The sequence below is a fragment of the Pseudomonas brassicacearum genome (assembly GCF_009601685.2).
GTDB classification, from domain to species: domain Bacteria; phylum Pseudomonadota; class Gammaproteobacteria; order Pseudomonadales; family Pseudomonadaceae; genus Aquipseudomonas; species Aquipseudomonas kilonensis_B.
The window spans coordinates 1,583,040-1,608,332 of the sequence record NZ_CP045701.2; the positions used below are offsets into that span (position 1 = coordinate 1,583,040).

The window sequence follows — 25,293 nt, forward strand, 5'->3', positions numbered from 1 at the left end:
CGCACCAGATTCCGATTTCGCTGTCTGAGTAGTTGTCAGTCACACAACGTTGACTGCCGCCCATCAGCGTCGCTGATGTGGCCCATTCGCGGTCCAGGAGGCCGCCATGTATCGACGACTGCTGCTCATTGCGTTTCTCGGTTTGACTCTTTCGGCATGCGTGCCTTATTACGACGCAGACTCGAGCTACTACCGTTCCGAGGTCTACACCTCACCGGCGCCGGTCTATTACAGCGGTGGCGGGAGTTACTATTCGGCACCGCGTGGCTATTACGCTCCGCGGTATTACCAACCGGCGCCGCGCTATTACTCGGCACCGCGTTACTACCAACAAGGCCCACGCTACTACTCGCCACCGCGAGCAGCGTACCGGTCTTATCCGAATCGGGGTGGCTGGGACGGCCATAACCGGGGCGGCTGGAATGATGACCGGCGTGGTCGAGGCGGACGTGATCATTGGGGACGCGGCGATCGCGATCGTGGACGTGGCGATCGCGATGGACGCAACAGCCACCGCTGATACCAGGGCAGAAAAAAGCGGCGCATTGAGCGCCGCTTTTTTTGTGCCTGCAATAAACCCGATGGGATAACACTGTGGGAGCAAAGCTTGCTCGCGATGAGAGGGGAGCAGACGGCTTCCCTGTGAGTGACAGACCGCTATCGCGAGCAAGCTTTGCTCCCACAGATGTCACATCCCACAGATGTCACTCTCACAGAATGTCACGCCAGGGGCGTTACTCATTGGACAAGTCCGCCAATGGATGCCGCCCCTCCCATGCTTTGTGAAAATGCGCCTCGACCGTCGCTTCGGGCACATGGTTGATGTCCGGCCAGTGCCAATGGGGTTTGTGGTCCTTGTCGATCAGCCGCGCGCGCACGCCTTCACTGAATTCCGGATGGCGGCAGCAGTTGAGGCTCAGGGTGTATTCCATCCTGAACACGCCGGCCAAGGACAAATGCCGGGCCCGGGCGATCTGTTCCCAGACCAGGTAAGCGGTCAGCGGCGAGCCTTCGGTCATGGTCTTGGCCGCCCGGGCGATCAACGGATCCGGGTTGTCCACCAGCAGGCTGAGGGCTTTCCAGGCGCAGCGCACATCGCTGACATCCAGCCATTCATCGATTTTCTGTCGACGTGGCAGCCATTGGGCTTCGGGCATCTGGCCGACCGCTTCCTGCTGCAGGGCCTTGAGCAGGCTGTTGAGCTGCATCTCGGTCTGTTCCTGCCAATTGAGTTGCAGCAGGCCTTCGATCAGGTCGTCCTGTTGTTCATCCAGCAAAAAGCGGTCGGCCAGGCCCAGGTCAATGGCGTCCCGGGCATTCATGTGGGCGCCGGTCAGGCCGAGAAACAGGCCGAGCTTGCCGGGCAGGCGCGACAGGAACCAGCTGGCGCCGACATCCGGGTACAGGCCGATGCTGATCTCTGGCATTGCCAGGCGACTGCTTGGTGTGACGATGCGGGTACTGGCGCCTTGCAACAGCCCCATGCCGCCGCCCAGTACATAGCCGTGGCCCCAACACAGCAGGGGTTTGGGGTAGGTGTGCAGGTTGAAGTCCAAGCGGTATTCCGCCGCGAAGAATTGTGCAGCCAGCGGTGGCACTTCGCCGGGATGGGCACGGCAGGCCTCCACCAGGCTGCGCACTTCACCGCCGGCGCAAAATGCCTTGGCGCCATTGCCGCGCAATAAGACACAGACGACCTGCGGCTCCCGGGCCCAGGCATCGAGACGATCACGCAAGGCGTTGATCATCGGCAGGGACAGGGCATTCAGGGATTTTTCGGCGTCCAGGGTGGCGATGCCGATACGGGCACCGTCGATGCCGGTGAGCTCTTCGAAGTGCAGATTCATCGTGACCTCGATCAGAAATTTGAATAATCAGTATGACCGCTGCGTGGGAAAGTGCCGGTTCTGTGTCAGATCAATTGACAAGCCATGTAGCCTTTCCTAGGGTGCGCCCATTGTTTTTACCGGATGCAACCATGACTGCCGACGACCGTATCAAACTCGAACCGAGCTGGAAGCAGGCACTGCGTGCCGAGTTCGACCAGCCCTACATGGCAGAGTTGCGCGAATTCCTGCGCAGTGAATACGCCGCCGGCAAGGAGATTTACCCACCGGCACCGCTGATTTTCAATGCCCTCAATTCCACGCCGCTGGATAAGGTCAAGGTGGTGATCCTCGGCCAGGACCCGTACCACGGCCCGGGCCAGGCCCATGGCTTGTGCTTTTCGGTACAACCGGGTGTGCCAGCGCCGCCGTCGCTGGTGAACATCTACAAGGAATTGAAGCGCGACCTGAACATCGATATTCCCAACCATGGCTATCTGCAAAGCTGGGCCGACCAAGGCGTGTTGCTGCTCAACACCACCATGACCGTGGAGCGTGCCAACGCCAATGCCCACGCAGGCAAGGGCTGGCAGCATTTCACCGACCGGGTCATCGAAGTGGTCAGCGAACACCAGCCGAACCTGGTCTTCCTGCTGTGGGGCGCCCATGCCCAGAGCAAACAGAAGCTGATCGACGCCACCAAGCATTTGGTGCTGACCTCGGTCCACCCGTCGCCGTTGTCGGCTTATCGTGGTTTTTTGGGGTGCGGGCATTTCAGTCGGACCAACAAGTTCCTCGAGCAACATGGCGAGGCGCCTATCGATTGGCGGTTGCCGCCGCTGTAGGCGCTGGCGAAGCCTGCGATCTTTTCACTGCCTGTTGAATCCCAAGCGAAAGATAAAGATCAAAAGATCGCAGCCTTCGGCAGCTCCTACCGGTTCCAGTACCTGAACAACGGCTCCGCCAGAAACAGCACGAACAGCAATCGCATCACCTGCAACGCCGTCACCAATGGCACCGACAGTTGCAACGTCTCGGCCGTCAGGCTCATTTCCGCGATACCGCCGGGCATCATGCCGAGGGTCAGTGAGCGCAGGTCCAGGTGGGTCAAGGTGCTCAGGCCCAAGGCCGCCAGGGTGGCGATCAGCATCGTCAACACCGTACCCACCAAGGTGCGGCCCATGAACGATGGCGCCCGACGAAAGAACTGCCGGTTGAAATGACAACCCAATCCGCTGCCGATCAACCACTGGCCGACTTGGCTGGCGCCGTTGGGCAGGCCGATGTGCAGGTCCCAACCGACGCTTACCGCCGCACTGACCAGCAATGGCCCGAACAGCCAGGGATTGGGTTGGCGCAAGCGCCCCCAGACCCAGGCGAGCAGGGCACCAGCCGGAAACAGGAGTGCCAGCCACAGCCAGTCCACCGTCGTGGCGTGTTGCACCGGCGCGCCTTCGCCCAACAGGTACTTGAAGGCGGCCGGTACGCACAGCACCACCACCAGCACCCGCAGGCTCTGGCCCGCCGCAACACGACTGAGGTCCGCACCGTTGCGGGCGCCGAGGTTGACCATTTCGCCGGAACCGCCCGGCATGCTCGAGAAGAACGCGGTGGCGCGGTCCTCGCCGGTGCGACGCATCAGCCAGACACTCACCACACTGGACACGCTGGTGATCAGCGCGCCGAAGAAGATCAGGCCGAAGTGGCTCAGTACCTGCTCCATCACCACGGGGGTGAAGTGCAGGCCGATGCCGATGCCCACTACCCATTGGCCGCATTTACGGCCGCCGGGGATTTCCATCAATTGCCACGGCGTGAGACAGCGCACCAGGATGATCGCCAGCAACGAGCCGACCATCCAGGGCAAAGGCCAGCCGATCAGGCTGGCCAGGTAACCGCCGGCGAGGCCGACCAGCGGTGTTCCCCACCACTGTCTGAAGGTTGCCTCAGACATTGGCCAGGGCGCGACGTTGCGCACTGCGGCGACGCCAGATCCGCACCACTGGCATCAACAGCATGATCACCGTCAGGATCCAGCAACCGAGGGTGATCGGGCTCGACCAGAGGATTTCCAGTGCACCATTGGAAATCGACAGCGCACGGCGCAGGTTCTGCTCCATCAGGCCACCGAGGATGAAGCCCAGCAGCACCGGCGACAGCGGGAATTCCAACTTGCGCAGGATGTAACCGAAGATACCGATGCCGATCATCAGGAACAGGTCGAACGTGGTGGCATGCACCGCATAGACACCGATGCCGGTGATGATCGCGATGACCGGTACCAATGCCCAGTTCGGCACGGCCAGGATGCGGGTGAAGACGCGGATCATCGGGATGTTGAGGACCACCAGCATGACGTTGGCGACGAACAACGACGCGATCAGGCCCCAGACGATGTCCGGCTGTTGCTGGAACAGCAGCGGGCCAGGGGTGATGTTGTACAGCGACAGGGCGCCGATCATCACCGCAGTGGTGCCCGAGCCGGGAACGCCGAGGGTCAGCATCGGCACCAGCGCACCGCAGGCCGCGCCGCCGATGGCGGTTTCCGGGGCGGCGAGGCCGCGCTTGTCACCCTGGCCGAACGTGCCGCTCGTGCCGGCAATGCGTTTTTCAGTCATGTAGGCCACGGCACTGGCCAGCGTCGCACCAGCACCCGGCAGCACGCCCATGATGAAACCGAGCACGCCGCAGCGCAGGTTCACGGTGAAGACCGACGCCGCTTCCTTGAAGTTGAACATCATCCGCCCGGTGGCCTTTACCGCTTCCTGGCCGCGATGGGTTTTTTCCAGCAGCAACAGGATTTCGCTGATGGAGAACAGGCCCAGGACCAGCACGACGAACTGGATGCCGTCGGTCAGGTGGATGTTGTCACCGGTGAAGCGGTACACGCCGCTGTTGGCATCGATCCCGACGCAAGACAGGAACAAGCCGATCAGCGCCGCGATAAACGTCTTGAGCGGCCGGTCGCCGGCCATGCCGCCGAGGCAGACAATGGCGAACACCATCAGGACGAAATATTCCGCCGGCCCGAAGGCGATCGCCCATTTGGCCAACAGCGGTGCGAACAACACCATGCCGCAGGTGGCGATGAACGCGCCGATGAACGAACTCCACGCCGACAGCGACAACGCTACGCCGGCCAGGCCCTGGCGGGCCATCGGGTAGCCGTCGAGGGTGGTCATCACGGTAGAGGCTTCACCGGGGATGTTGAGCAGGATCGAGCTGATACGTCCGCCGTACTCGCAACCCAAGTACACCGCGGCCAGCAGGATCAGCGCCGATTCCGGCGGCAGCCCCAGGGCAAAGGCAATCGGGATCAGCAGCGCCACGCCGTTGATCGGGCCCAGGCCCGGCAGCAGGCCGACCACGGTGCCGATCAGGGTGCCGGTCAATGCCGTGACCAGGTTGTAGGGGGTCAGTGCAACGCCAAAACCCTGGCCGAGATAATTCAGGGTATCCATATCAATTCTCCAGGACGTCGAGCAGGCCCAGGGGCAGCGGCACGTCCATCAGCTTGTCGAACAACAGATAAAGACCGATGGCCATCAGGCTGATGATCACCACGCTCGGCACCCAACGACCGCCGTAAAGGCGCGCCATCGGCACACCGGTCAGGATGCTGGCAAGGATGAAGCCCAGGGGTTCGAAGGTCCCGGCGAATACCAGCAGCAATGCCACGCAGATGCCGATTTTCTGCAGGGTTTCGCGGTCCAGTTGCGGATCGTCATCGCTGTGCACGATGGGCGTCGGGCGAAACAGCATGTACAGCAATGCCAGCCCCATCAGCCCGATCATCAGCAAGGGAAAGGCGCGGGGACCGACCGGTTCGTAGGAAAAGGCGGCTTGATAGGGCCAAGCCATCAGCGCCAGGCCGATACAGACCAGTAGCAACACCGCGGCAAAAATACGTTGGATGGTGAGCATGACTAACTCCTGGGCGGCGCCGGCAGGGCCAGCGCCGCCGCGAGAACAGAGACGATTACTGAATCAGGCCGAACTCTTTGGCCAGCACCTTGTAATCAGCCACTTGCTTCTTCACGTAGGTGTCCAGTTCCGGGCCGGTCATGGCAAACGGGAACAGCTCGCGCTGGTCACGCAGCTTGGCGAACTCTTCGGAAGCCAGCAGTTTGTCGAAAGCGTTTTTCCACCAGGCGTAGTCTTCGTCGCTGACCTTTGGCCCGAGGTAGAAGCCACGCACCACCGGCCAGAGGATGTCGTAGCCTTGCTCGCGAGCGGTCGGGATGTCCTTCATTTCCGGTTGCTCCAGGCGCTTCTCGGCGAACACGGCCAGCAGGCGCATGTCGCCGCTCATGATGTGCGGCATGGAGTCGGAGATGTCGGTACTGCCCACCTGGATATGGCCACCGAGCAGGGCAGTGGCGATTTCACCGCCGCCTTCGAGGGCTACGTAGCGCAGTTTGCGCGGGTCGATACCGGCGGCCTTGGCGATCAGGGCGGTTTGCATCCAGTCCTGGCTGCCGACGGTACCGCCGGAGCCGATCACCACCGAGCCTGGATCTTTCTTCAGGGCCTTTACCAGGTCGTCGAGGTTCTTGTAGGGCGAATCGCTCTTCACCGCGATGGCACCGTAGCTGGTACCAACGGCCGCCAGCCAGCGCACGGCGTTTTCATCGAAACGACCGAACTTGCCTTGCGCCAGGTTCAACAGCGAACCGCTGGACCAGGCCACCAGCGTACCGGCGTCGGCCGGACGCTGGGCGACCACTGCGTTGTAGGCCACCGCGCCGACACCGCCGGGCATGTAGGTCACCCGCATGGGTTTGGTCAGCAGTTTCTCGTTGACCAGCGCGCTTTGCGCCAGTTTGCATGTCAGGTCGAAACCGCCGCCCGGTGCCGCCGGGGCGATGCACTCGGGACGCTTGGGCTCTTTGGCTGGATCAGCGGCGAGCAACTGCCCGGCGAACATCAGGCATCCGGCGGCCAGGGCTACTTTACGCAGTGATAGGTTCATTGTTGTCTCCACAGGATTGTTGTTGTGTGTGGTGAAAATTTGTCGTTGACGGATCCCGCCCAAGTCATCGCTGATGGCGCGCGCAGGTCGTTTCCGGGATTGAATACAGGGCGACATCGCCCAAGGCGGTCTGGTTGAAGCGAGGAGGGCGAGCAGGCGCTGGGGCCTGGAGCTGCATGGACAGCATGGTGAATACTCCGCTTTTATTTTTCTTATTCAGGATGAAAACGCTTCGTGGCATTTTTCATTCGCGATCAGGCGTCGCGGCGGTCAGTCGAAACTATCCCGTAAAGGCACTCTAATGGCCCAACCTTTCGCTAACCTTTCAAAAGCTTTCAGCGTGTTTTTTGGCTTCACAGTGGCGGATGCGGCTGTAAACTCCGCGCCAAAGAATGGCGTCGGCCATCCCTGAACCGAGGAATAACCCATGCGTGTCCTGCTCGTCGAAGACCATTTGCAGCTCGCCGAAAGCGTTGCCCAGGCGCTCAAGAGCACGGGTTTGACTGTGGACGTGCTGCACGACGGTGTCGCGGCCGACCTGGCCTTGAGCAGCGAGGAATACGCCGTGGCGGTGCTTGATGTCGGGCTGCCGCGCATGGACGGTTTCGAGGTGCTGGCGCGTTTGCGGGCCCGTGGCAAGACTTTGCCGGTACTGATGTTGACCGCCCGCAGCGACGTCAAGGACCGCGTCCATGGCCTGAACCTCGGTGCCGACGATTACCTGGCCAAGCCATTCGAGCTCACTGAACTGGAGGCCCGGGTCAAGGCACTGTTGCGCCGTAGCGTGCTGGGCGGCGAACGCCAGCAGCGCTGTGGCGGACTGGTCTATGACCTGGATACCCGCCGCTTCACCCTTGACGATGAACTGTTGACCCTGACGTCCCGTGAGCAAGCCGTGCTGGAGGCGTTGATCGCCCGGCCGGGGCGGGTGATGAGCAAGGAGCAACTGGCGGCCCAGGTGTTCGGCCTGGACGAAGAGGCCAGCCCCGACGCCATCGAAATCTATGTCCATCGCTTGCGCAAGAAACTCGATGGTCACGCGGTGGCGATCGTGACGTTCCGCGGCCTGGGCTACCTGCTGGAAAATCGCAATGCATAAGCCCGACAGCCTGCGCTGGCGGCTGCTTCGCAACCTCGCATTGCTGCTGGTGGTACTGATGCTCGCCAGCGGCTTGAGCGCCTACTGGAATGGTCGCGAGGCTGCCGACACTGCCTACGATCGAACCCTGCTGGCCTCGGCCCGGACCATCGCCGCGGGCCTTTCGGCGCGTGACGGCAGCCTCAGCGCAGATGTGCCCTACGTGGCCCTGGACACTTTCGCCTACGACAGCGCCGGACGCATTTATTACCAGGTCAATGACATCAACAAGAAGCTGATTTCCGGCTACGAAAACCTCCCCGGCCCGCCGCCCGGGACGCCCCGCACGGACGATTACCCAGCCCTGGCGCGCTTTTACAACGCTCGCTATCAGGGCCAGGACGTGCGGGTGGTGAGCCTGCTCAAGGCCGTGAGCGAGCCGAACATGAACGGCATGGCGGAAATACGCGTGGCGGAGACTGAAGAGGCGCGGGTCAGGATGGCCCGCGGGTTGATGGCCGACACGCTGTTGCGCCTGGGCATGCTGGCCGTGGGCGCGCTGTTGTTGGTGTGGTTTGCGGTCAGCGCGGCATTGCGCCCGTTGGAGCGCCTGCGCACGGCGGTGGAGGAACGCCAGCCGGATGATCTGCGGCCGTTGCCGCTGGTGGAAGTGCAGCACGAATTATGGCCGCTGGTGCGGGCCCTCAACCATTTCACCGAGCGTCTGCGCTGGCAGTTCGAGCGTCAGGCGCAGTTCATCGCCGATGCCGCCCATGAGCTGCGCACGCCCTTGGCCGCGCTCAAGGCGCGTCTTGAGCTGGGCTTGCGTGCCAGTGAACCGGCGACCTGGCGTGAAACCTTGGAAGCGGCGGCCCAGGGCACTGACCGGCTAACCCACCTGGCCAACCAACTGCTGTCCTTGGCGCGTGTGGAAAACGGCGCCCGGGCCATTGCCGAGGGCGGTGCGCAACTGCTTGATCTCACTCAGTTGGCCCGTGAGTTGGGCATGGCCATGGCTCCACTGGCCCATGCCCGGGGGGTGGCACTGGCCCTGGAAGCCGACGAGCCGGTATGGCTGCGGGGCGAGCCGACCTTGTTGAACGAGTTATTGAGCAACCTGGTGGACAACGCCCTGGCCCATACCCCATCGGGCGGCAATGTGATCCTGCGGGTTTCTGCGCCGGCCGTGCTGGAAGTCGAGGACGATGGCCCAGGCATTCCACTGCACGAACGGGACCGGGTGTTCGAGCGCTTCTATCGACGCAACCAGCAAGTGGCCGGTTCGGGGCTGGGATTGGCGATCGTCGGTGAAATCTGCCGTGCGCACTTGGCGCAGATCACCTTGCACGACGGGCAGGAGCACGGGTTGAAGGTGCGGGTGAGTTTTATCCCAGGCGCAGACTGATCCAGAGCTGGCTCTTTTGTGGCGAGGGGATTTATCCCCGCTGGGTCGCGAAGCGGCCCCCTACGACTCGGCTGAGATACCGCGGTGACAGATAAATCCGGGGGCTGCTTCGCAGCTCAGCGGGGATAAATCCCCTCGCCACAGGTTGAGTGCCTGGCTCAAATTCATTGGTTGTTAATAGAACATCGACCGCGCTTCTTCGATATCCGCACACCGGGCCTTGTTCTCCGGGTCGATGCCCAGTTTCTTGAAGGCCGGAACCCCAAACACGTCAATCTTGCTCAGGGGATGATCGGTGTCCTTGTAGCAATACAGCGCTGCGACCTGCACCAGGTCGACATAATCGATTTGCGTGGAGTCCCGGGTGAAATCCAGATACAGCCCTGGCAGTTTCACCAATCGCTCCGGAAACTCCCAGACACTGAGTAATTTGTCCCCCAGCACCGGGTGAATCGTTTCGATGACATGGTTGAGGCTGACCGGGTCCGACAGCAGTTCATTGTTGTCTTGTGCATAGGTCAGGATCGGCAGCACGCCGATCTGGTGCACCAGCCCACCCAGCGCGGCCTGGTCGGGCTTGAGTTGGGTATAACCGCGACACAGTGCATAGCTGACGCCGGCGATCTCCAGGCTCTTGCGCCAGACTTCGCGCATCTTCAATTCCACCACCTCGGAGCGGGCGTGGAAAATCTGCTCCATGACCAGGCCGATGGCCAGGTTGCTGCTGTAGTTGACGCCCAGTCGGGTGATGGCCGTGTGCAAGTCGGTGACTTCCTGGGTGGCGCGCAACAACGGGCTGTTGACCACTTTTATCAGGCGTGCCGAGAGGGCCGTATCGCGACCGATCACTTTGCTCAGGTTGCTGACGCTGATTTCCGGGTCTTCGGCGGCCCGGCGAATCTGCAGGGCCACTTCCGGTAATGTTGGCAGAACCAAGTCATCGTTATCGATGGCCTGCACCAAATCCCGTTGGACCTTATCCGCCAAATCGCTCATTTCGGTTCTCTAGGGTGTTGCGACAAATGCTGCGATCAACGCTGGATTTCGCGGTCGCGGTCCAGTTCGTAAGGCAGGTCAAGCAACTGCAACGCTGGGCCTTCCAAAGCACCGAGGTGAATGTCGCCCTCTACTGCTGCTTCGGCCTGCAAGACCGCTAGCAGTTCAATGTATCGCTCGGATCGAGCGGCAATCACCACTTCGCCGATGGAACTGCCGTGAGTGGGGGAGAACAGCGCTGTGCCGGGTTCTGGCAGTTCGCTGGCGTCCAGCTGCAGGCGATACAGGCGTCGCTTGAGCTTGCCCAGGTATTGCATGCGGGCGACGATTTCCTGGCCGGTGTAGCAGCCTTTCTTGAAACTGACGCCGCCGACGGCTTGCAGGTTGAGCATCTGTGGGATGAACAGTTCGCGGGTGGCCGGCATGACCTGGCCGATCCCGGCGCGAATCTGGCCCAGCAGCCAGGGGTTGAGGTCCGCCTCGGTCAGTTCTGCGCCCAGGCGGGTTTGCAATGTCTGTGACTGTTCGGCGGGGACCCACAGTTCAGCGCGGCCGGGAGATACGCGGATGGCGATCAAGGCGTCATGGCGTGCCACGCTGTCGGTGTCGCTCGGTAGTTCGAGGCCCAGGCCGGCCAGCGCCTTGTCGGCGTTTTCCAGGCCGAAGCGAACCCAGGCCGCGCTTTCGTCGGTGAGCTTGGATTTGGAGAACACGGCATATTTTTTCAGGTCGGCCAGTTGCGGTTCGAGCAGTTCGGTGGCCATGGCCATCAACACGCCGTCGCCTTGGAGCAGGATGCGGAAGCTCGATTGCATCCGGCCTTTCTGGGTGCAGCGGGCGCCGAGGCTGGCCCGGCTGTCGCTCAGGTAGTCGAGGTTGCAGGTCAATTGGCCTTGCAGGAATTTGCCGGCATCCACGCCGCGGACCGCGAGAACGCCTTCGTGGGACAGGGTGCAGAAAAAAGCGGAATCAGCCATGGGTCATCGCAGGATAAAAAGTCTGGCAGACATCATAAGGGGACGCCCTTGAAATGGGTAGTTCACAAAGGATCGGTGGTGCCCGACCAAAGCTGTCTGTTGCGCGGCAGCGGGGCCTGTATACTTGCGCTCTATTTGAGGAGCGCTCCATGGTCGAAGATGTAGAACTGAATCGCCTCTACTGGCACAGCCGCCGCGGCATGCTTGAGCTGGACGTGTTGCTGGTGCCATTCGTCAAAGAGGTTTATCCCCATCTCAATGAAGTCGACCGTGCGTGCTATGTCCGCCTGCTCGAATGCGAGGATCAGGACATGTTTGGCTGGTTCATGGAGCGCAGCGAATCCGAAGACCCTGAGCTGCAGCGCATGGTCCGGATGATCCTGGACCGTGTCCAGCCCAAGTAATCGCTTCGAATGCCGCTGGCAGGCCTCCGGGCAACTGCTGGCGGCCTATCTGCTGGCCCAGGTGTTTGCCCTGGGGGCATTGTTCCTGTTGTCCGCCCCCTCCTGGGTCGTGGCGCTTGGCGTTGTATTGTGCCTGGCCCATGGCGCCTGGGTGATCCCCCGATATGTAGTGCTGACCCATCGTCGGGCTTTCTGCGGGTTGCGTCGTAATAACGCTGGCTGGCAACTCTGGAGCCGGGCCGATGGGTGGCGGCCTGTGCAGCTGCGCCCCGATAGCTTGGCGCTGCCGATGATCATCGTGCTGCGTTTTCGCTTGCAGGGTGAGTGGCGGGTCCGCTCGCTGTGCGTGCCGCGCGACGCGCTGGCGCCGGATATTCATCGGCGCCTGCGGGTGCGGCTCAGGTTCAGTCGGCGTAGGTGGGCGGCACCAGGATAGTGTCCAGTGCCTCGGGCAGCAGGTCCGGGTAGTCCAAGGTGTAATGCAGCCCCCGGCTTTCCTTGCGCGCCATGGCCGAGCGAATCATCAGTTCGGCCACCTGGGCCAGGTTGCGCAGCTCGATCAGGTCGCGACTGACTTTATAGTTGCTGTAGAACTCGTCGATTTCATCCAGCAGCAAGCGCACCCGATGTTGGGCCCGTTGCAGGCGCTTGTTGGTGCGCACGATGCCCACATAGTCCCACATGAATCGCCGCAGTTCGTCCCAGTTGTGGGCGATGATCACATCTTCGTCCGAGTCGGTGACCTGGCTGGCGTCCCACGAGGGCAGGGCGGCAGGAATGGCGATCTGCGGCAATTGCGCCAGGATGTCTGCCGCCGCCGAGCGGGCGTAGACGAAACATTCCAGCAGCGAGTTGCTGGCCATGCGGTTGGCGCCGTGCAGGCCGGTGAAGCTGGTTTCGCCAATGGCATACAGCCCGGGTACGTCGGTGCGGCCCTGTTGGTCGACCATCACGCCACCGCAGGTGTAGTGCGCGGCTGGCACCACCGGGATCGGTTGCTTGGTGATGTCGATGGAAAACTCCAGGCAGCGTTCGTACACCGTCGGGAAGTGGCTCTTGATGAACGCTTCGGGCTTGTGGCTGATGTCCAGGTAAACGCAATCGATACCCAGGCGCTTCATTTCATGGTCGATGGCCCGGGCGACGATGTCCCGCGGGGCCAGTTCGGCGCGCGGATCGAAGCGCTGCATGAAGCGTTCGCCGTTGGGGAGCTTCAAGAGGGCCCCTTCGCCACGCAGGGCTTCGGTCACCAGGAAGCTCTTGGCCAGTGGGTGATAGAGGCAGGTCGGGTGGAACTGGTTGAACTCCAGGTTCGCCACCCGGCAACCCGAACGCCAGGCCATGGCGATGCCATCGCCGCAGGCACCGTCGGGGTTGCTGGTATAAAGGTAGACTTTCGCTGCGCCGCCAGACGCCAGGATGACGAAGCGCGCGCCGTAGGTGTCGACTTCGCCAGTGCCGCGATTGAGCACGTAGGCACCGAGGCAGCGATCACCGTCCAGGCCCAGGCGTTTTTCGGTGATCAGGTCGACCGCGACGCGCTGTTCCAGCAATTCGATGTTTGGCCGTTGTCGCGCCTGGGCGAGCAGGGTCTTGAAGATCGCTGCGCCAGTGGCGTCGGCCGCGTGGATAATGCGCCGATGGCTGTGACCGCCTTCGCGCGTCAGGTGAAACTCGAAACCGCCGTCTTCGGTCCCCGATTGTTCGTCACGGGTAAACGGCACGCCCTGGTCGATCAGCCACTGGATCGCTTCCCGGCTGTGTTCCACGGTGAAACGCACCGCTTGGGGATTGCAAAGGCCACCGCCGGCGTTGAGGGTGTCGTTGACATGGGATTCAATGGTGTCGGTATCGTCCAGCACGGCTGCGACGCCGCCCTGGGCCCAGAAGGTCGAACCGTTGGCCAGGTCACCCTTGCTCAGCACTGCAATGCGCAAATGCCCAGGCAAGGTCAGTGCAAGGCTCAATCCAGCGGCTCCGCTGCCGATTACCAGAACATCGTGTTGAAATTGTTGGCTCATTCGAATGGTTTCCGCTCAAGGCGACCCGGGTCGGGGTTGGCGCAAGACACCGCTTCAGCAGGTCAGGCAGCCACGCAGCCCACTAGTATATAGAGGGGGGGATCGGCACAATAGCCGGGCATTCATGGCAATGTGAAACCAGCGTGACAGAAAAGCGACACGCTTCGTCGGATCGCCGGTTTTGGTACAAAGTCGATAAGGCCACCGTTTCGAGGACGAACGTTGTTTATCTCGTCACGGTTGGCTGATATTGAGTGGACAACGCAATAAATAGAGGGAACTTTTGCCAAGCGCCTACGTTCAATAGACGGTTGTCTGCAAAAGGGAGCAGCGTCGGGTTGGTGCAAGATTTCGATTGGAGTCTCTGCCGTCAGGCCCGGTGACAGATTATTCGCGCAGCCGGGGAATCTCCTGCTGCGTTTTTCGTGCGTGCCGAGATCAGAGCGCGCCGGAAACTTGCTTGGAAGGGGGAGAACTTTTGCGAAAAGCCCGAGTCTATGGTTGCAAGCCCGGTCAATTAGTAATGCAAGCCTCCTTCGAGCTTATCGAGGAGTGTTCATGCTAACCCAGGAAGAGGATCAGCAGCTGGTCGAGCGCGTCCAACGCGGCGACAAGCGAGCTTTCGATCTGCTAGTGCTGAAATACCAGCACAAAATTCTCGGGTTGATCGTGCGTTTCGTGCACGACACCCATGAAGCGCAGGATGTCGCTCAGGAAGCCTTCATCAAGGCCTACCGCGCACTTGGTAATTTTCGCGGGGACAGCGCGTTTTACACGTGGCTTTACCGCATCGCCATCAACACGGCGAAAAACTATCTGGTTTCACGCGGCCGCCGGCCGCCGGATAGCGATGTAAGTTCTGAAGATGCCGAGTTCTATGATGGCGATCATGGCCTCAAGGATCTCGAGTCACCAGAACGCGCGTTGCTGCGGGATGAGATTGAAGGCACTGTCCATCGAACCATCCAGCAATTGCCCGAAGATTTGCGTACGGCTTTAACTTTACGTGAATTCGACGGTCTGAGTTACGAAGACATTGCGAGCGTCATGCAATGTCCTGTGGGCACCGTGCGCTCCCGGATTTTCCGCGCTCGGGAGGCCATTGATAAAGCCCTGCAACCGTTGTTGCAGGAAAACTAGAGACAGCGGCGACAGCCAAGAGAGGAACGCCATGAGTCGTGAAGCCCTGCAGGAATCGCTGTCCGCAGTGATGGATAACGAAGCGGACGAACTGGAGTTACGTCGGGTATTGAATGCCTTCGACGATGTTGAAACCCGTGAGACCTGGGCTCGTTACCAGATCGCCCGGGCTGTGATGCACAAGGACTTGTTGCTTCCACGCCTGGACATCGCTGCGGCCGTTTCTGCTGCATTGGCTGACGAAGCCGTACCGGCTAAAGCTTCACGCGGACCATGGCGCAGCCTGGGTCGCCTGGCGGTAGCCGCTTCGGTCACCGTGGCTGTACTGGCCGGTGTGCGCCTGTACAATCAGGATGAGATTGCCGGCGTGCAAATGGCGCAGCAGTCCACCCAACCAGGTCTGACGGCTCCACAGGTCAAGGGCCCAGCGGTATTGGCCGGTTACAGCGAAGGTTCGGAAACCGCAGGCCCGATGGTCAACGGTGTTCTGCAAGGCCAACCTGGCTGGCATGATCAGCGTCTGCCAAACTACCTGCGTCAGCATGCTCAGCAAGCTGCCCTGAAAGGTACTGAAAGCGCGCTGCCTTACGCCCGTGCAGCCAGCCTGGAAAACCGTTAATAAGGAAAACCATTGCGCGCCATACCTCTATTCACGCTTCTGCTTGGTGGCTGGTGTGCGATTCCAGCCCATGCCGATGAGGCTCAGGATTGGTTGAATCGCCTGAGTCAAGCCGAGCAGCAGCAGAGCTTCCAGGGCACTTTCGTTTACGAGCGCAACGGTAGTTTTTCTACCCATAACATCTGGCATCGCGTCCAGGATGGAAAAGTCCGCGAGCGGTTACTCCAACTCGACGGCTCGGCACAGGAAGTCCTGCGCATTGATGGGCATACTCAATGCGTCAGTGGCTCCTTGATCGCGGGGCTGGGCAATACGCCTGACGGCACCTCACGTACGCTTGATCCGCAAAAACTCAAGAATTGGTATGACCTGGCCGTCATTGGCAAGTCGCGTGTGGCCGGGCGTCAAGCGGTCATTGTGGCGTTGACGCCCAAGGACCAGCATCGCTATGGCTTCGAGCTGCACCTGGACAAAGAGACCGGCCTGCCGCTCAAGTCCCTGTTGCTCAATGACAAGGGCCAGTTGCTCGAACGTTTCCAGTTCACCCGCTTGAATGTCGCCGCGCCGACAGACGGTGATCTGCAAGCCAGCGCCGAATGCAAGGCTGTCGCGCAGGATTCCGGCAAGGCCGTCGCGGTGAAAACCGCCTGGCACTCGGATTGGCTTCCGCCTGGCTTCGAGCTGACCAGCAGTGCTGTGCGCAAGGACCCGGACACCCATGTCCAAGTCAGCAGCTTGATGTACGACGATGGCTTGGCGCGTTTCTCGGTGTTCCTGGAACCGTTGAACGGCGCCACCGCCACCGATACCCGTACTCAGCTCGGCCCGACGGCTGCCGTCTCCCGCAGGCTCACGACGCCCCAGGGCGAAATGATGGTCACGGTGGTCGGTGAGATTCCTATCGGTACGGCGGAACGGATCGCACTTTCCATGCGCTCCGACGTCACGGCGACCCAATAGCCTGCTTGATTGGATGGGTGGTTCGATTGCGCGAGAGGCTGATAATGCCAGGGCTTGATCGAAATTCCGACACTTCCTGTCAGTATTTTCATTTGCCAAAACTCAGTTTTTTTTCTATAGGTCAGAGCCGCTCGGCCCTGGCCTTGTCTGTTTCCGGAACAAAAATACCGGCGTATCTTTTCCTGGTATTCCTTGCTCCATATCGCTTAACCATGCTCGTCGTAACGGGAGCCGTATGTCGATACCACGCTTGAAAACCTATCTTTCCATCCTTGCCACCGTGCTTGTGCTCGGCCAGGCCGTTCCTGCCGTGGCGGTCGAGTTGCCCGACTTTACGCAATTGGTCGAACAGGCTTCGCCCGCCGTGGTGAACATCAGCACGACCCAGAAACTGCCGGACCGTCGCGTATCGGACCAGCAAATGCCGGACCTGGAAGGCCTGCCGCCGATGCTGCGTGAGTTCTTCGAGCGCGGCATGCCGCAACAACCCCGTTCGCCCGGCGGTGGTCGCCAGCGCGAAGCGCAATCCCTGGGTTCAGGTTTCATTATTTCGCCTGACGGCTACATCCTGACCAATAACCATGTGATCGCCGATGCCGACGAAATCCTGGTACGCCTGGCCGATCGCAGCGAGCTCAAGGCCAAGCTGGTCGGCACCGATCCACGTTCCGACGTGGCGCTGTTGAAAATCGAAGGCAAGGATCTGCCCGTGCTCAAGCTGGGCAAATCCCAGGACCTGAAAGCCGGCCAATGGGTCGTGGCCATCGGTTCGCCGTTCGGCTTCGACCACACCGTGACCCAGGGTATTGTCAGCGCCATCGGTCGCAGCCTGCCGAACGAAAACTATGTGCCGTTCATCCAGACCGACGTGCCGATCAACCCGGGTAACTCCGGTGGCCCGCTGTTCAACCTCGCGGGTGAAGTCGTCGGCATCAACTCCCAGATATATACCCGTTCGGGCGGCTTCATGGGGGTGTCCTTCGCGATTCCGATCGACGTTGCCATGGACGTGTCCAATCAACTGAAAAACGAAGGCAAGGTCAGCCGGGGCTGGTTGGGCGTGGTCATCCAGGAAGTGAACAAGGACCTGGCCGAGTCGTTCGGGCTGGAGAAACCCGCCGGTGCGCTGGTGGCGCAGATCCAGGAAGGCGGTCCGGCTGCGAAGGGCGGCCTGCAAGTGGGTGACGTGATCCTGAGCATGAATGGTCAGCCGATCATCATGTCTGCCGACCTGCCGCATTTGGTCGGTGCCCTCAAGGCCGGTGCCAAGGCCAATCTGGAGGTGATTCGCGAAGGCAAGCGCAAGAACGTCGAATTGACCGTCGGCGCCATTCCTGAAGAGGGCAAGGAGTTGGATTCGCTGCCCAAGTCTGGCGTGGAGCGCAGCAGCAACCGTCTGGGTGTGGCTGTGGTCGAGCTGACCGACGAGCAGAAGCGCACCCTGGAGCTGCAGGGCGGGGTGGTGATCAAGGAAGTGCAGGATGGTCCTGCCGCCATGATCGGCCTGCAACCAGGCGACATCATCACTCACTTGAACAACCAGGCAATCGGTTCGGCCAAGGAGTTCACCGACATCGCCAAGGCGCTGCCGAAGAATCGTTCGGTCTCGATGCGGGTCCTGCGCCAGGGGCGTGCAAGCTTCATCACCTTCAAGCTGGCCGAATGATCGGTTAGCGGCTCAAAAAAAACCGCCTCGATAGAGGCGGTTTTTTATTGTCTGGCAAATGCTCAGCCCATCATGTCCTTGACCATGCGTTCCTGCTCCATGAGTTCCCGCTGCCGGGCATCGATGCGTGACGACAGGGGGAAATTGGTACCGGCGCGCCGTTTGGCGAAGTCCAATTGTTGAATGGCTTGCCGGTAGTCGCCCACCAGTGCGAAGTACTCGGCACGAGCCTGATGCAGGCCAATGATGTTGCCTGACAGCCCGCGTGTCTCGGCCACCATGTACCAGACGTCCGGATCATCCGGACGGGTCTTGAGCAAGCTCTCCAGGGCCTTCTCGGCATCGGCGGGACGGTTCTGCTTGAGCAGTAGATCGACACGTACCTGGTTGAGCGGATAGTTGCCCGGGTATTGGCTCAGCATTCGGTCGACGCGCGATTGAGCGTCGGCCAGTTTGTTGCTGGTGATGTCCAGGTCCACCTGGGCGAGGTTGTAGATGATCTCGTTGGGCGATTTGGCCAGCAGCGCCTTGAGGTTCTCCCGTGCTTCATTCAACTGGCCGCCCTTGATCTGCGCGATCGCCAGGCCATAGCGTGCCACGTCGTTCTTCGGGTTCTCATCCAGCTGTGCCCGGAAGCGCTTGGCGCCCAGGCCGGGGGTTTGCTCATAGATCAACTGCACCCGTGCTCGAATCAGTTGATAGCGCACACTGTCCTCGATGCCGCCCGGCTTGGCCTGTTCGGCGCGGTTGCGGGTGTCGGCGATCCGGGATTCGGTCACCGGGTGAGTCAGCAGGAATTCCGGGGGCTTGGCGTCGAACCGGTACTGGCGCATCAGACGTTCGAACATGGTCGGCATGGACCGCGGATCGTAGCCGGCCTTTTCCAGGTTCTGAATGCCGATGCGGTCGGCTTCCTGTTCGTTCTGGCGAGAAAAGCGCCGTTGTTCCTGGATAGCGGCGGCCTGGGTCCCGGCGATGGCCGCGATCCCGGCGTCACCGCCACCGGCGGCGGCGATCACGATGCCGGCCAGCAGCGCGGCCATCATTGGCACCTGCATGCGCTGCTGGGCCTCGACGCCGCGGGCGAAGTGGCGTTGTGACAAGTGCGCCAGTTCGTGGGCCATGACCGAGGCGTATTCGCCTTCGGTCTGTGCGTTGAGGAACAGGCCGCCGTTGACCCCGACAATTCCGCCAGGCGCGGCGAAGGCGTTGAGCTGCGGGCTGTTGATCAGGATGAATTCCAGGCGCCGGTCGTTGACCTGGCTGGTTTCCACCAGTTTATAGACGCTGGATTCGACGTAGTCCTTGAGCTGCGGGTCGTTGAGCTGTGAAACCTGGCTGCGCAGCAGGGCCAGCCAGGCGCGGCCCAGTTGGTGCTCCTGCTCTGGCGAGACGATGGCAGAACTGGCATCGCCAAGTGACGGCAAGTCGTCGGCGAAGCCCGGTGAGGCAAGCAGGCAAGCAAGCGTCAGCAGGGTGGGGCGCAGAAATGTCATGCACGAGGCCTTCGTTGACAAAGACCCTACTGTAGCCGGACACCGGGCCCGGGACCAGATATTCTAGGCCGCTCAACGATCTGCCGCGGAGTGAACCCATGACTGATGCTGTAGCCCACGATGCCGAACTGGACGCCAGCGGCCTGAACTGTCCGTTGCCGTTGCTCAAGGCCAAGCTGGAACTCAATCGCCTGGCCAGCGGCAGTGTGCTCAAGGTGATCGCCACGGATGCGGGCTCCCAACGTGATTTTCGCACCTTCGCCCGATTGGCCGGTCATACGCTGCTGCGTGAAGAAGACGATAACGGCGTCTACCGTTACTGGCTGAAAAAGGCCTGAAAACCGACAGCGTCTCTTAAGGATTTTTAATGTTCAAAGTGTTACGCGACTGGATTCAGCGCTACTTCTCCGATGAAGAAGCGGTGGTCCTGGCAGTGCTGCTTTTCCTGGCCTTTACCGCCGTGCTCACCCTGGGCGGCATGCTGGCGCCGGTGCTGGCGGGGATGGTGCTGGCGTACCTGATGCAAGGGTTGGTCACGACGCTGGAGCGCATGCGATTGCCGGGTGCGGTGGCGGTGGGCTTGGTGTTCGCCCTGTTCATGGGCTTGTTGTTGGTGTTCATAATCGTGATCGTGCCGCTGCTCTGGCACCAGTTGGTGACGCTTTTCAACGAGTTGCCGGGGATGCTTGCCAAATGGCAGTCCGTGCTGTTGCTGTTGCCCGAGCGTTATCCGCACCTGGTGTCCGACGAGCAAGTGTTGCAAGCCATTGAAGTCGTGCGCGGCCAGATCGGCAAGTTCGGCCAGTGGGCGCTGACATTCTCGCTGTCCAGTCTGCCGCTCCTGGTGAACATCATGATCTACCTGGTGCTGGTGCCGATCCTGGTGTTTTTCTTCCTCAAGGACCGGGAAATGATCGGCCGTTGGGTCCGCGGCTACCTGCCGCGTGAGCGGACGCTGATTACCCACGTGGCCCAGGAGATGAATCGACAGATCGCCAATTACATTCGCGGCAAAGTCATCGAGATTTTCATCTGCGGCGGCGTGACCTACATCGGTTTCGTGACCATGGGGCTCAATTACGCCGCCTTGCTGGCGCTGCTGGTGGGCATCTCAGTGGTGGTGCCTTATGTCGGCACCGTGGTGGTGACCGTGCCGGTGGCCTTGATTGCGCTGTTCCAGTGGGGCTGGAGCGATCAGTTCATCTACCTGATGGCGGTCTACGGGATCATCCAGACGCTGGACGGCAACGTGCTGGTCCCGCTGCTGTTCTCCGAGGCGGTGAACCTGCATCCGGTGGCGATCATCTGTGCGGTGCTGCTGTTTGGCGGGCTGTGGGGGTTCTGGGGCGTGTTCTTCGCGATTCCCCTGGCGACGCTGTTCAAGGCGGTGCTGGATGCGTGGCCGAGCAAGGAGCCGGTGGTGGCGCCGTTGTTGTAGCTTGATAAATCAGGTGATGCTGATGACCCCTTCGCGAGCAAGCCCGCTCCCACATTGGATCTGCGGTGACTTGGTCAACACAGAACCCCTGTGGGAGCGGGCTTGCTCGCGAAGGGCCTGGACAGGCCCAAGGTAAAGTCAGGCCTTGTTGAGGGCCTGAGCCGCCGCCAGCACCGCATCCACATGCCCTGGCACCTTCACGCCCCGCCATTCCTGGCGCAGCACGCCGTTCTTGTCGATCAGGAAGGTGCTGCGATCAACGCCCAGGTATTCCTTGCCGTAGAGTTTTTTCAGCTTGATCACGTCGAACAGCTGGCAGACGGCCTCGTCCTTGTCACTGATCAGCTCGAACGGGAACTCCTGTTTGCACTTGAAGTTCTCGTGGGACTTGAGGCTGTCCCGCGAGACGCCGAACACTTCGGTGTTGGCGGCCTGGAACTGCGCGTACTGATCGCGAAAACCCTGGCCTTCGGTGGTGCAGCCCGGGGTGCTGTCCTTGGGGTAGAAGTAGATCACCACCTGCTTGCCCTTGAGGGCGGCGAGGCTGATGGTCTGCCCGCTGGTGGCGGGTGCCTGGAAATCGGTAACCGGCTGGTCGACGGCAACGGCCATGAACGTTTCCTTACATTGGGTTTTGTGGGCGCCACGGTTCGATCAAGGCATCCAGGTTCATCGCATCGGCGAAATCCAGGAACTGATCGCGCAGCCAACTGATCTGGGTGCCGGCCGGCAGGGTCACGGTGAACGTGGCATTGAGCATGGTGCCGCCGGTCTGTGGAGCCTGGTAGGTGTCGCAGGTCAGGTTTTCCAGCTCGACGTGATGGTCCATGAAGAACTGGCACAGCTCGTTGATGATGTCCGGGCGGTAGGCCGAGCTCACGTAGGCCACGTAGGGCAGGGCCTGGGGACGGTTCTCCAGCGCGGCGCTACGCACCACGTTGACGGTGAAGGCATGCTTCTTGGCCAGCACCGGCAGGCTGCCTTCCAGGCGAGCCAGGGCGTCCCAGCTGCCGGAGATCTCGAGCACGAGTGCACTGCATTCGCCATGACGGGTCAGGCGTGAGGTCACGACGGCGCAGCGATTTTCATGGCTGGCGCGGCACAGGACGTTAGTCAGCTCCATGGGGTTGGCGCCAAGGGCACTGATAACAAGGAATTGTTCGCGGACTGTGGGGGTGGACATGCAGCATTCCTAAAGCGATGAGCGGTCGGTACTTTTGCCGCTCGACACAGCGCCAGGCCCGGAAAAACGAACGGCTCAAGCCTTGTGCCCGGAGTTGCGCTGCATTCCACGAAAGCAGGAATGCACCGGGACAAACCCGGGATCGGGGCTTGCGGCGACGAAAACGGAGGCTGGAAACCGGCGTATGAGCTTGTCGGTACCGATCAAAGCCTGAAGGGTAGCGAAAACCATCGCCAAGGGGAATGGTAGTTCGCTTGTACAAGCATCTTGGCGCCAGTACCATTACCGCTCTCTTTTTCCGGCAGGAGCGGTTTCATGATTGCGGGCAGTATGGTGGCACTGGTCACACCCATGGATGCACAAGGGCATCTTGACTGGGCCAGCCTCAGCAAACTCGTGGACTTCCACCTTGAGAACGGCACCCATGCCATTGTCGCCGTCGGTACCACCGGCGAGTCGGCAACCCTCGACGTCAATGAGCACATCGAAGTCATCCGTGCCGTGGTCAAGCAGGTCAACGGTCGCATTCCCGTCATCGCCGGCACCGGCGCCAACTCGACCCGCGAGGCCGTCGAGCTGACCCGCAACGCCAAGGAGGCCGGTGCCGACGCCTGCCTGCTGGTCGTCCCGTATTACAACAAGCCGACCCAGGAAGGCTTGTACCAGCACTTCAAGCACATTGCCGAAGCCGTCGACATCCCGCAGATCCTCTATAACGTTCCCGGCCGCACCTCCTGCGACATGCAGGCCGAGACCGTGATCCGCCTGTCCACCGTGCCGAACATCATCGGCATCAAGGAAGCCACCGGCGACATGACGCGCGCCAAGGCCATCCTCGATGGCGTGAGCAAGGACTTCATCGTGCTGTCCGGCGATGATCCGACAGCGGTCGAGCTGATCCTGCTGGGTGGCAAGGGCAACATCTCCGTCACCGCCAACGTTGCCCCGCGCGAAATGGCCGACCTGTGCGAGGCCGCGCTCAAGGGCGACGCCGAGACTGCACGGGCAATCAACGAAAAACTGATGCCGTTGCACAAGGACCTGTTCATCGAGGCCAACCCGATTCCGGTGAAGTGGGCCTTGGTTGAAATGGGCCTGATGCACGAAGGCATCCGCCTGCCACTGACCTGGCTGAGCACCCCCTGTCAAGAACCGCTGCGGCAGGCCATGCGCCAGTCCGGCGTCCTGGTTTAATTGAGGAAGTACAACGCATGAAGCGAATGGCCGGACTTTCCGCACTTGCCTTGATTATCTCCAGCACCAGCGGCTGCGGATGGATCTGGGGGCCGGAAGGTTACTTCCGCGACCGTGGTAGCGATTACCTGCAGGCGCAACAGACTGCACCGATGCAACTGCCACAAGACGTCAATGTTGCCAAGCGCCTGGATCCGCTGCTGCCGATCCCGCGCAACGTAGCTGACGACAGCGTCAAGGGCGAATACATCGTCCCACGTCCACAGCCGCTGTCGGCCGTGGCCGATGCGAGCGACTACACGCTGCAGAAGAGCGGCGACTCCAGCTGGGTCATGGGCCAGCATCCACCGGCCGAAGTCTGGCCTGTGGCGATCCAGTTCTTCCAGGACAACGGTTTCCGCCTGGACGAGCAGCGCCCGCAAACCGGCGAGTTCACCACCACTTGGCAGCGCTCCGATGAACTGTCCGCGAGCATGGCCAAGCGCATGAGCGCCGCCGGTGTCGCGGCCGACAGCGAAACCCGTGTGCGGGTGCGTATCGAGCCGGGCGTGCAGCGCAATACCAGCGAAGTCTATGTGGTCAGCGCCGAGCGGCCTGCCGGCAGCACCGCCGACGTGGCCTTTACCAACCGTTCGGTCAATACCGGTCTCGACGCTGCGCTGGTGGACGACATGCTTGCCAGCATGAGCCGTACCGCAGAGCAGGGCGGTTCGGTCTCGATGCTGGCGTCCAAGGAGTTCGATGCGCCGAGCCGCGTCAGCCTGAACGAAGACGGCAGCGGCAACCCGGTGCTAAACGTCGGCTCCGACCTGGACCGTGCCTGGTCGAGCGTTGGTCGTGCGCTGGAGCAGGGTGAGTGGCGCGTTGAAGACATCAACCGCAGCCTGGGCCTGTACTACATCAACCTCGCTGAAAAGGCCGAGAGGAAAGACGAGAAGCCTGGCTTCTTCAGTGGCCTGTTCGGCAGCAAGCCGGACAAGGAAGAAATCGAAGCCCGCGCCGAGCGTTACCAGGTTCGCCTGAGCAAGGTCGGCGACAACGTCCAGGTCACCGTCGAGAAGAACATCAACACCGTGGCGCCGGCCGATGTGGCCCGCAAGGTGTTGGGCGTGATTCAGGACAACCTGGGCTGATCCGATGCGTTTTGCCGTTCTCGGCAGCGGTAGCCAGGGGAACGGCACGCTGGTAGCCAGCGCCGGCACGTATGTGTTGGTTGATTGTGGTTTCTCCCTGCGGGAAACCGAGAAGCGCCTGTTGCGCCTGGGCGTGCACCCGGCGCAACTGAGCGCGATACTCGTGACCCACGAACATGCCGACCACGTGCATGGCGTGGGTTTGCTGTCTCGGCGCTACAATCTGCCGGTGTACCTGAGCCGCGGAACACTGGAAGGCCTGCGCAAACCCATCGAGCCGGCGGGTTTTGTGGCCGGTGGCGAGCAATTGCGCATCGGTTGCCTGGACATCAGCGTGGTCAGCGTGGCGCACGATGCCCGGGAACCCACGCAATATGTGTTCAGCGACGGCGAGCGGCGCTTTGGGCTGCTGACCGACCTTGGGTCATATTGCGACCGAGTGATGGACAGTTACCGGGACCTCGATGCGTTGATGATCGAGTCCAACCACTGCCGCGACATGTTGGCGCGTGGTTACTACCCGTACTTCCTCAAGCAGCGGGTAGGCGGGGAGCACGGACATTTGAACAACCACCAGGCAGCGTTCCTGGTGGCCGAGTTGGGCTGGCAAGGCCTGCAACACCTGGTCCTGGCCCATCTGAGCAGCAAGAACAACCTGCCGCAGCTGGCCCGGCAATGTTTTGTCGACACCCTCGGGTGCGACCCGGACTGGCTGCAACTGGCCGATCAAGATTCAGGGCTCGACTGGCGACATATCGCCTAGCCCACTACTTAGCAAGCGGAGC

The 25,293-nt window shown here is 61.3% G+C and carries 26 protein-coding genes; 15 read left to right on the plus strand and 11 right to left on the minus strand.

The genetic code is table 11. The features are described 5' to 3' along the window. Positions 1-106 precede the first annotated feature (106 nt). Positions 107-520 (plus strand): hypothetical protein, encoded by a 414-nt coding sequence (locus GFU70_RS06940; RefSeq protein ID WP_081264505.1) that lies wholly within the window; start codon positions 107-109, stop codon positions 518-520. A gap of 214 nt (positions 521-734) precedes the next feature. Here the strand turns inward: GFU70_RS06940 and GFU70_RS06945 are convergent, their stop codons facing one another. Then, the gene (locus GFU70_RS06945) at positions 735-1,847 is read right to left on the minus strand and encodes an enoyl-CoA hydratase/isomerase family protein (protein WP_058543858.1); all 1,113 of its coding nucleotides are present in this window, start codon (positions 1,845-1,847) and stop codon (positions 735-737) included. Between the two features lie 131 nt (positions 1,848-1,978). Here GFU70_RS06945 and ung point away from each other — a divergent pair, with 131 nt between their 5' ends. Beyond that, positions 1,979-2,671 (plus strand): uracil-DNA glycosylase, encoded by a 693-nt coding sequence (gene ung, locus GFU70_RS06950; protein ID WP_058543857.1) that lies wholly within the window; start codon positions 1,979-1,981, stop codon positions 2,669-2,671. Between the two features lie 86 nt (positions 2,672-2,757). Here the strand turns inward: ung and GFU70_RS06955 are convergent, their stop codons facing one another. Genes GFU70_RS06955 through GFU70_RS06970 form a run of 4 tightly spaced genes read right to left on the minus strand, consistent with a single transcriptional unit; the run spans position 2,758 to position 6,798 of the window. Continuing rightward, complete coding sequence (locus GFU70_RS06955; protein ID WP_153387776.1) at positions 2,758-3,780, minus strand: AbrB family transcriptional regulator; 1,023 nt, start codon at positions 3,778-3,780, stop codon at positions 2,758-2,760. After that, complete coding sequence (locus GFU70_RS06960; protein ID WP_058543855.1) at positions 3,773-5,287, minus strand: tripartite tricarboxylate transporter permease; 1,515 nt, start codon at positions 5,285-5,287, stop codon at positions 3,773-3,775. The genes GFU70_RS06955 and GFU70_RS06960 overlap by 8 nt, the downstream gene beginning before the upstream one ends. A 1-nt stretch (position 5,288) precedes the next feature. Continuing rightward, positions 5,289-5,750 carry a tripartite tricarboxylate transporter TctB family protein gene (locus GFU70_RS06965; RefSeq protein WP_058543854.1) on the minus strand — a complete coding sequence of 154 codons (462 nt, stop codon included), beginning with the start codon at positions 5,748-5,750 and terminating at the stop codon, positions 5,289-5,291. Between the two features lie 55 nt (positions 5,751-5,805). Next, positions 5,806-6,798, minus strand: coding sequence for a Bug family tripartite tricarboxylate transporter substrate binding protein (locus tag GFU70_RS06970; protein WP_058543853.1), 993 nt, complete (start codon positions 6,796-6,798; stop codon positions 5,806-5,808). A 427-nt stretch (positions 6,799-7,225) separates the two neighbouring features. On the opposite strand from GFU70_RS06970, the gene GFU70_RS06975 reads away from it, so the two are divergent. Further along, positions 7,226-7,897, plus strand: coding sequence for a response regulator (locus GFU70_RS06975; protein WP_003198779.1), 672 nt, complete (start codon positions 7,226-7,228; stop codon positions 7,895-7,897). After that, positions 7,890-9,281 (plus strand): sensor histidine kinase, encoded by a 1,392-nt coding sequence (locus tag GFU70_RS06980; protein ID WP_153387777.1) that lies wholly within the window; start codon positions 7,890-7,892, stop codon positions 9,279-9,281. The genes GFU70_RS06975 and GFU70_RS06980 overlap by 8 nt, the downstream gene beginning before the upstream one ends. A 174-nt stretch (positions 9,282-9,455) precedes the next feature. On the opposite strand, the gene GFU70_RS06985 is transcribed toward GFU70_RS06980, so the two are convergent. Together GFU70_RS06985 and GFU70_RS06990 are read right to left on the minus strand one after the other, a co-directional pair. Next, complete coding sequence (locus GFU70_RS06985) at positions 9,456-10,277, minus strand: HDOD domain-containing protein (protein WP_058543851.1); 822 nt, start codon at positions 10,275-10,277, stop codon at positions 9,456-9,458. Positions 10,278-10,312: 35 nt separating this feature from the next. Beyond that, a complete protein-coding gene (locus tag GFU70_RS06990; RefSeq protein ID WP_153387778.1) occupies positions 10,313-11,254 on the minus strand; it encodes a YgfZ/GcvT domain-containing protein in 942 nt (313 codons plus the stop codon). A gap of 149 nt (positions 11,255-11,403) precedes the next feature. Here GFU70_RS06990 and GFU70_RS06995 point away from each other — a divergent pair, with 149 nt between their 5' ends. Further along, positions 11,404-11,658, plus strand: coding sequence for a succinate dehydrogenase assembly factor 2 (locus GFU70_RS06995; protein WP_003184348.1), 255 nt, complete (start codon positions 11,404-11,406; stop codon positions 11,656-11,658). Continuing rightward, positions 11,642-12,094 (plus strand): protein YgfX, encoded by a 453-nt coding sequence (locus tag GFU70_RS07000; protein ID WP_153387779.1) that lies wholly within the window; start codon positions 11,642-11,644, stop codon positions 12,092-12,094. The genes GFU70_RS06995 and GFU70_RS07000 overlap by 17 nt, the downstream gene beginning before the upstream one ends. On the opposite strand, the gene nadB is transcribed toward GFU70_RS07000, so the two are convergent. After that, positions 12,063-13,679 carry an L-aspartate oxidase gene (gene nadB / locus GFU70_RS07005; protein ID WP_153387780.1) on the minus strand — a complete coding sequence of 539 codons (1,617 nt, stop codon included), beginning with the start codon at positions 13,677-13,679 and terminating at the stop codon, positions 12,063-12,065. The genes GFU70_RS07000 and nadB overlap by 32 nt on opposite strands. A 558-nt stretch (positions 13,680-14,237) precedes the next feature. Here nadB and rpoE point away from each other — a divergent pair. From rpoE to GFU70_RS07025, 4 genes are all read left to right on the plus strand, one after another. Then, entirely contained in the window at positions 14,238-14,819 is a 582-nt protein-coding gene (gene rpoE, locus GFU70_RS07010) for an RNA polymerase sigma factor RpoE (RefSeq protein WP_003172477.1), read from the plus strand. 31 nt (positions 14,820-14,850) lie between these two features. Then, the gene (locus GFU70_RS07015; protein WP_058543847.1) at positions 14,851-15,438 is read left to right on the plus strand and encodes a sigma-E factor negative regulatory protein; all 588 of its coding nucleotides are present in this window, start codon (positions 14,851-14,853) and stop codon (positions 15,436-15,438) included. Between the two features lie 12 nt (positions 15,439-15,450). Further along, complete coding sequence (locus tag GFU70_RS07020) at positions 15,451-16,398, plus strand: MucB/RseB C-terminal domain-containing protein (protein ID WP_116642986.1); 948 nt, start codon at positions 15,451-15,453, stop codon at positions 16,396-16,398. 235 nt (positions 16,399-16,633) lie between these two features. Then, positions 16,634-18,064 (plus strand): DegQ family serine endoprotease, encoded by a 1,431-nt coding sequence (locus tag GFU70_RS07025; RefSeq protein ID WP_058543845.1) that lies wholly within the window; start codon positions 16,634-16,636, stop codon positions 18,062-18,064. Between the two features lie 62 nt (positions 18,065-18,126). On the opposite strand, the gene GFU70_RS07030 is transcribed toward GFU70_RS07025, so the two are convergent. Beyond that, a complete protein-coding gene (locus GFU70_RS07030; protein WP_153387781.1) occupies positions 18,127-19,560 on the minus strand; it encodes a M48 family metalloprotease in 1,434 nt (477 codons plus the stop codon). Between the two features lie 98 nt (positions 19,561-19,658). On the opposite strand from GFU70_RS07030, the gene GFU70_RS07035 reads away from it, so the two are divergent. Both GFU70_RS07035 and GFU70_RS07040 read left to right on the plus strand, forming a co-directional pair. Beyond that, positions 19,659-19,898 (plus strand): sulfurtransferase TusA family protein, encoded by a 240-nt coding sequence (locus GFU70_RS07035; protein ID WP_014337032.1) that lies wholly within the window; start codon positions 19,659-19,661, stop codon positions 19,896-19,898. Positions 19,899-19,927: 29 nt separating this feature from the next. Then, complete coding sequence (locus GFU70_RS07040; RefSeq protein WP_058543843.1) at positions 19,928-20,998, plus strand: AI-2E family transporter; 1,071 nt, start codon at positions 19,928-19,930, stop codon at positions 20,996-20,998. A gap of 138 nt (positions 20,999-21,136) precedes the next feature. Here the strand turns inward: GFU70_RS07040 and GFU70_RS07045 are convergent, their stop codons facing one another. After that, positions 21,137-21,610 (minus strand): peroxiredoxin, encoded by a 474-nt coding sequence (locus GFU70_RS07045; protein WP_014337034.1) that lies wholly within the window; start codon positions 21,608-21,610, stop codon positions 21,137-21,139. A 10-nt stretch (positions 21,611-21,620) separates the two neighbouring features. Then, positions 21,621-22,181, minus strand: coding sequence for a glycine cleavage system protein R (locus GFU70_RS07050; RefSeq protein ID WP_003184325.1), 561 nt, complete (start codon positions 22,179-22,181; stop codon positions 21,621-21,623). Positions 22,182-22,496: 315 nt separating this feature from the next. Between GFU70_RS07050 and dapA the strand changes: the two genes are divergently transcribed. The 3 genes from dapA to GFU70_RS07065 are packed head-to-tail and all read left to right on the plus strand — an operon-like array spanning position 22,497 to position 25,271. Beyond that, complete coding sequence (dapA, locus tag GFU70_RS07055; RefSeq protein ID WP_058543842.1) at positions 22,497-23,375, plus strand: 4-hydroxy-tetrahydrodipicolinate synthase; 879 nt, start codon at positions 22,497-22,499, stop codon at positions 23,373-23,375. A 17-nt stretch (positions 23,376-23,392) separates the two neighbouring features. After that, positions 23,393-24,508, plus strand: a complete 1,116-nt coding sequence (gene bamC / locus GFU70_RS07060; RefSeq protein ID WP_058543841.1) for an outer membrane protein assembly factor BamC — start codon at positions 23,393-23,395, stop codon at positions 24,506-24,508. A gap of 4 nt (positions 24,509-24,512) precedes the next feature. Then, positions 24,513-25,271: an MBL fold metallo-hydrolase gene (locus tag GFU70_RS07065; RefSeq protein WP_003198811.1), complete on the plus strand. Its 759-nt coding sequence runs from the start codon at positions 24,513-24,515 to the stop codon at positions 25,269-25,271. The last annotated feature ends 22 nt before the right edge of the window (positions 25,272-25,293 follow it).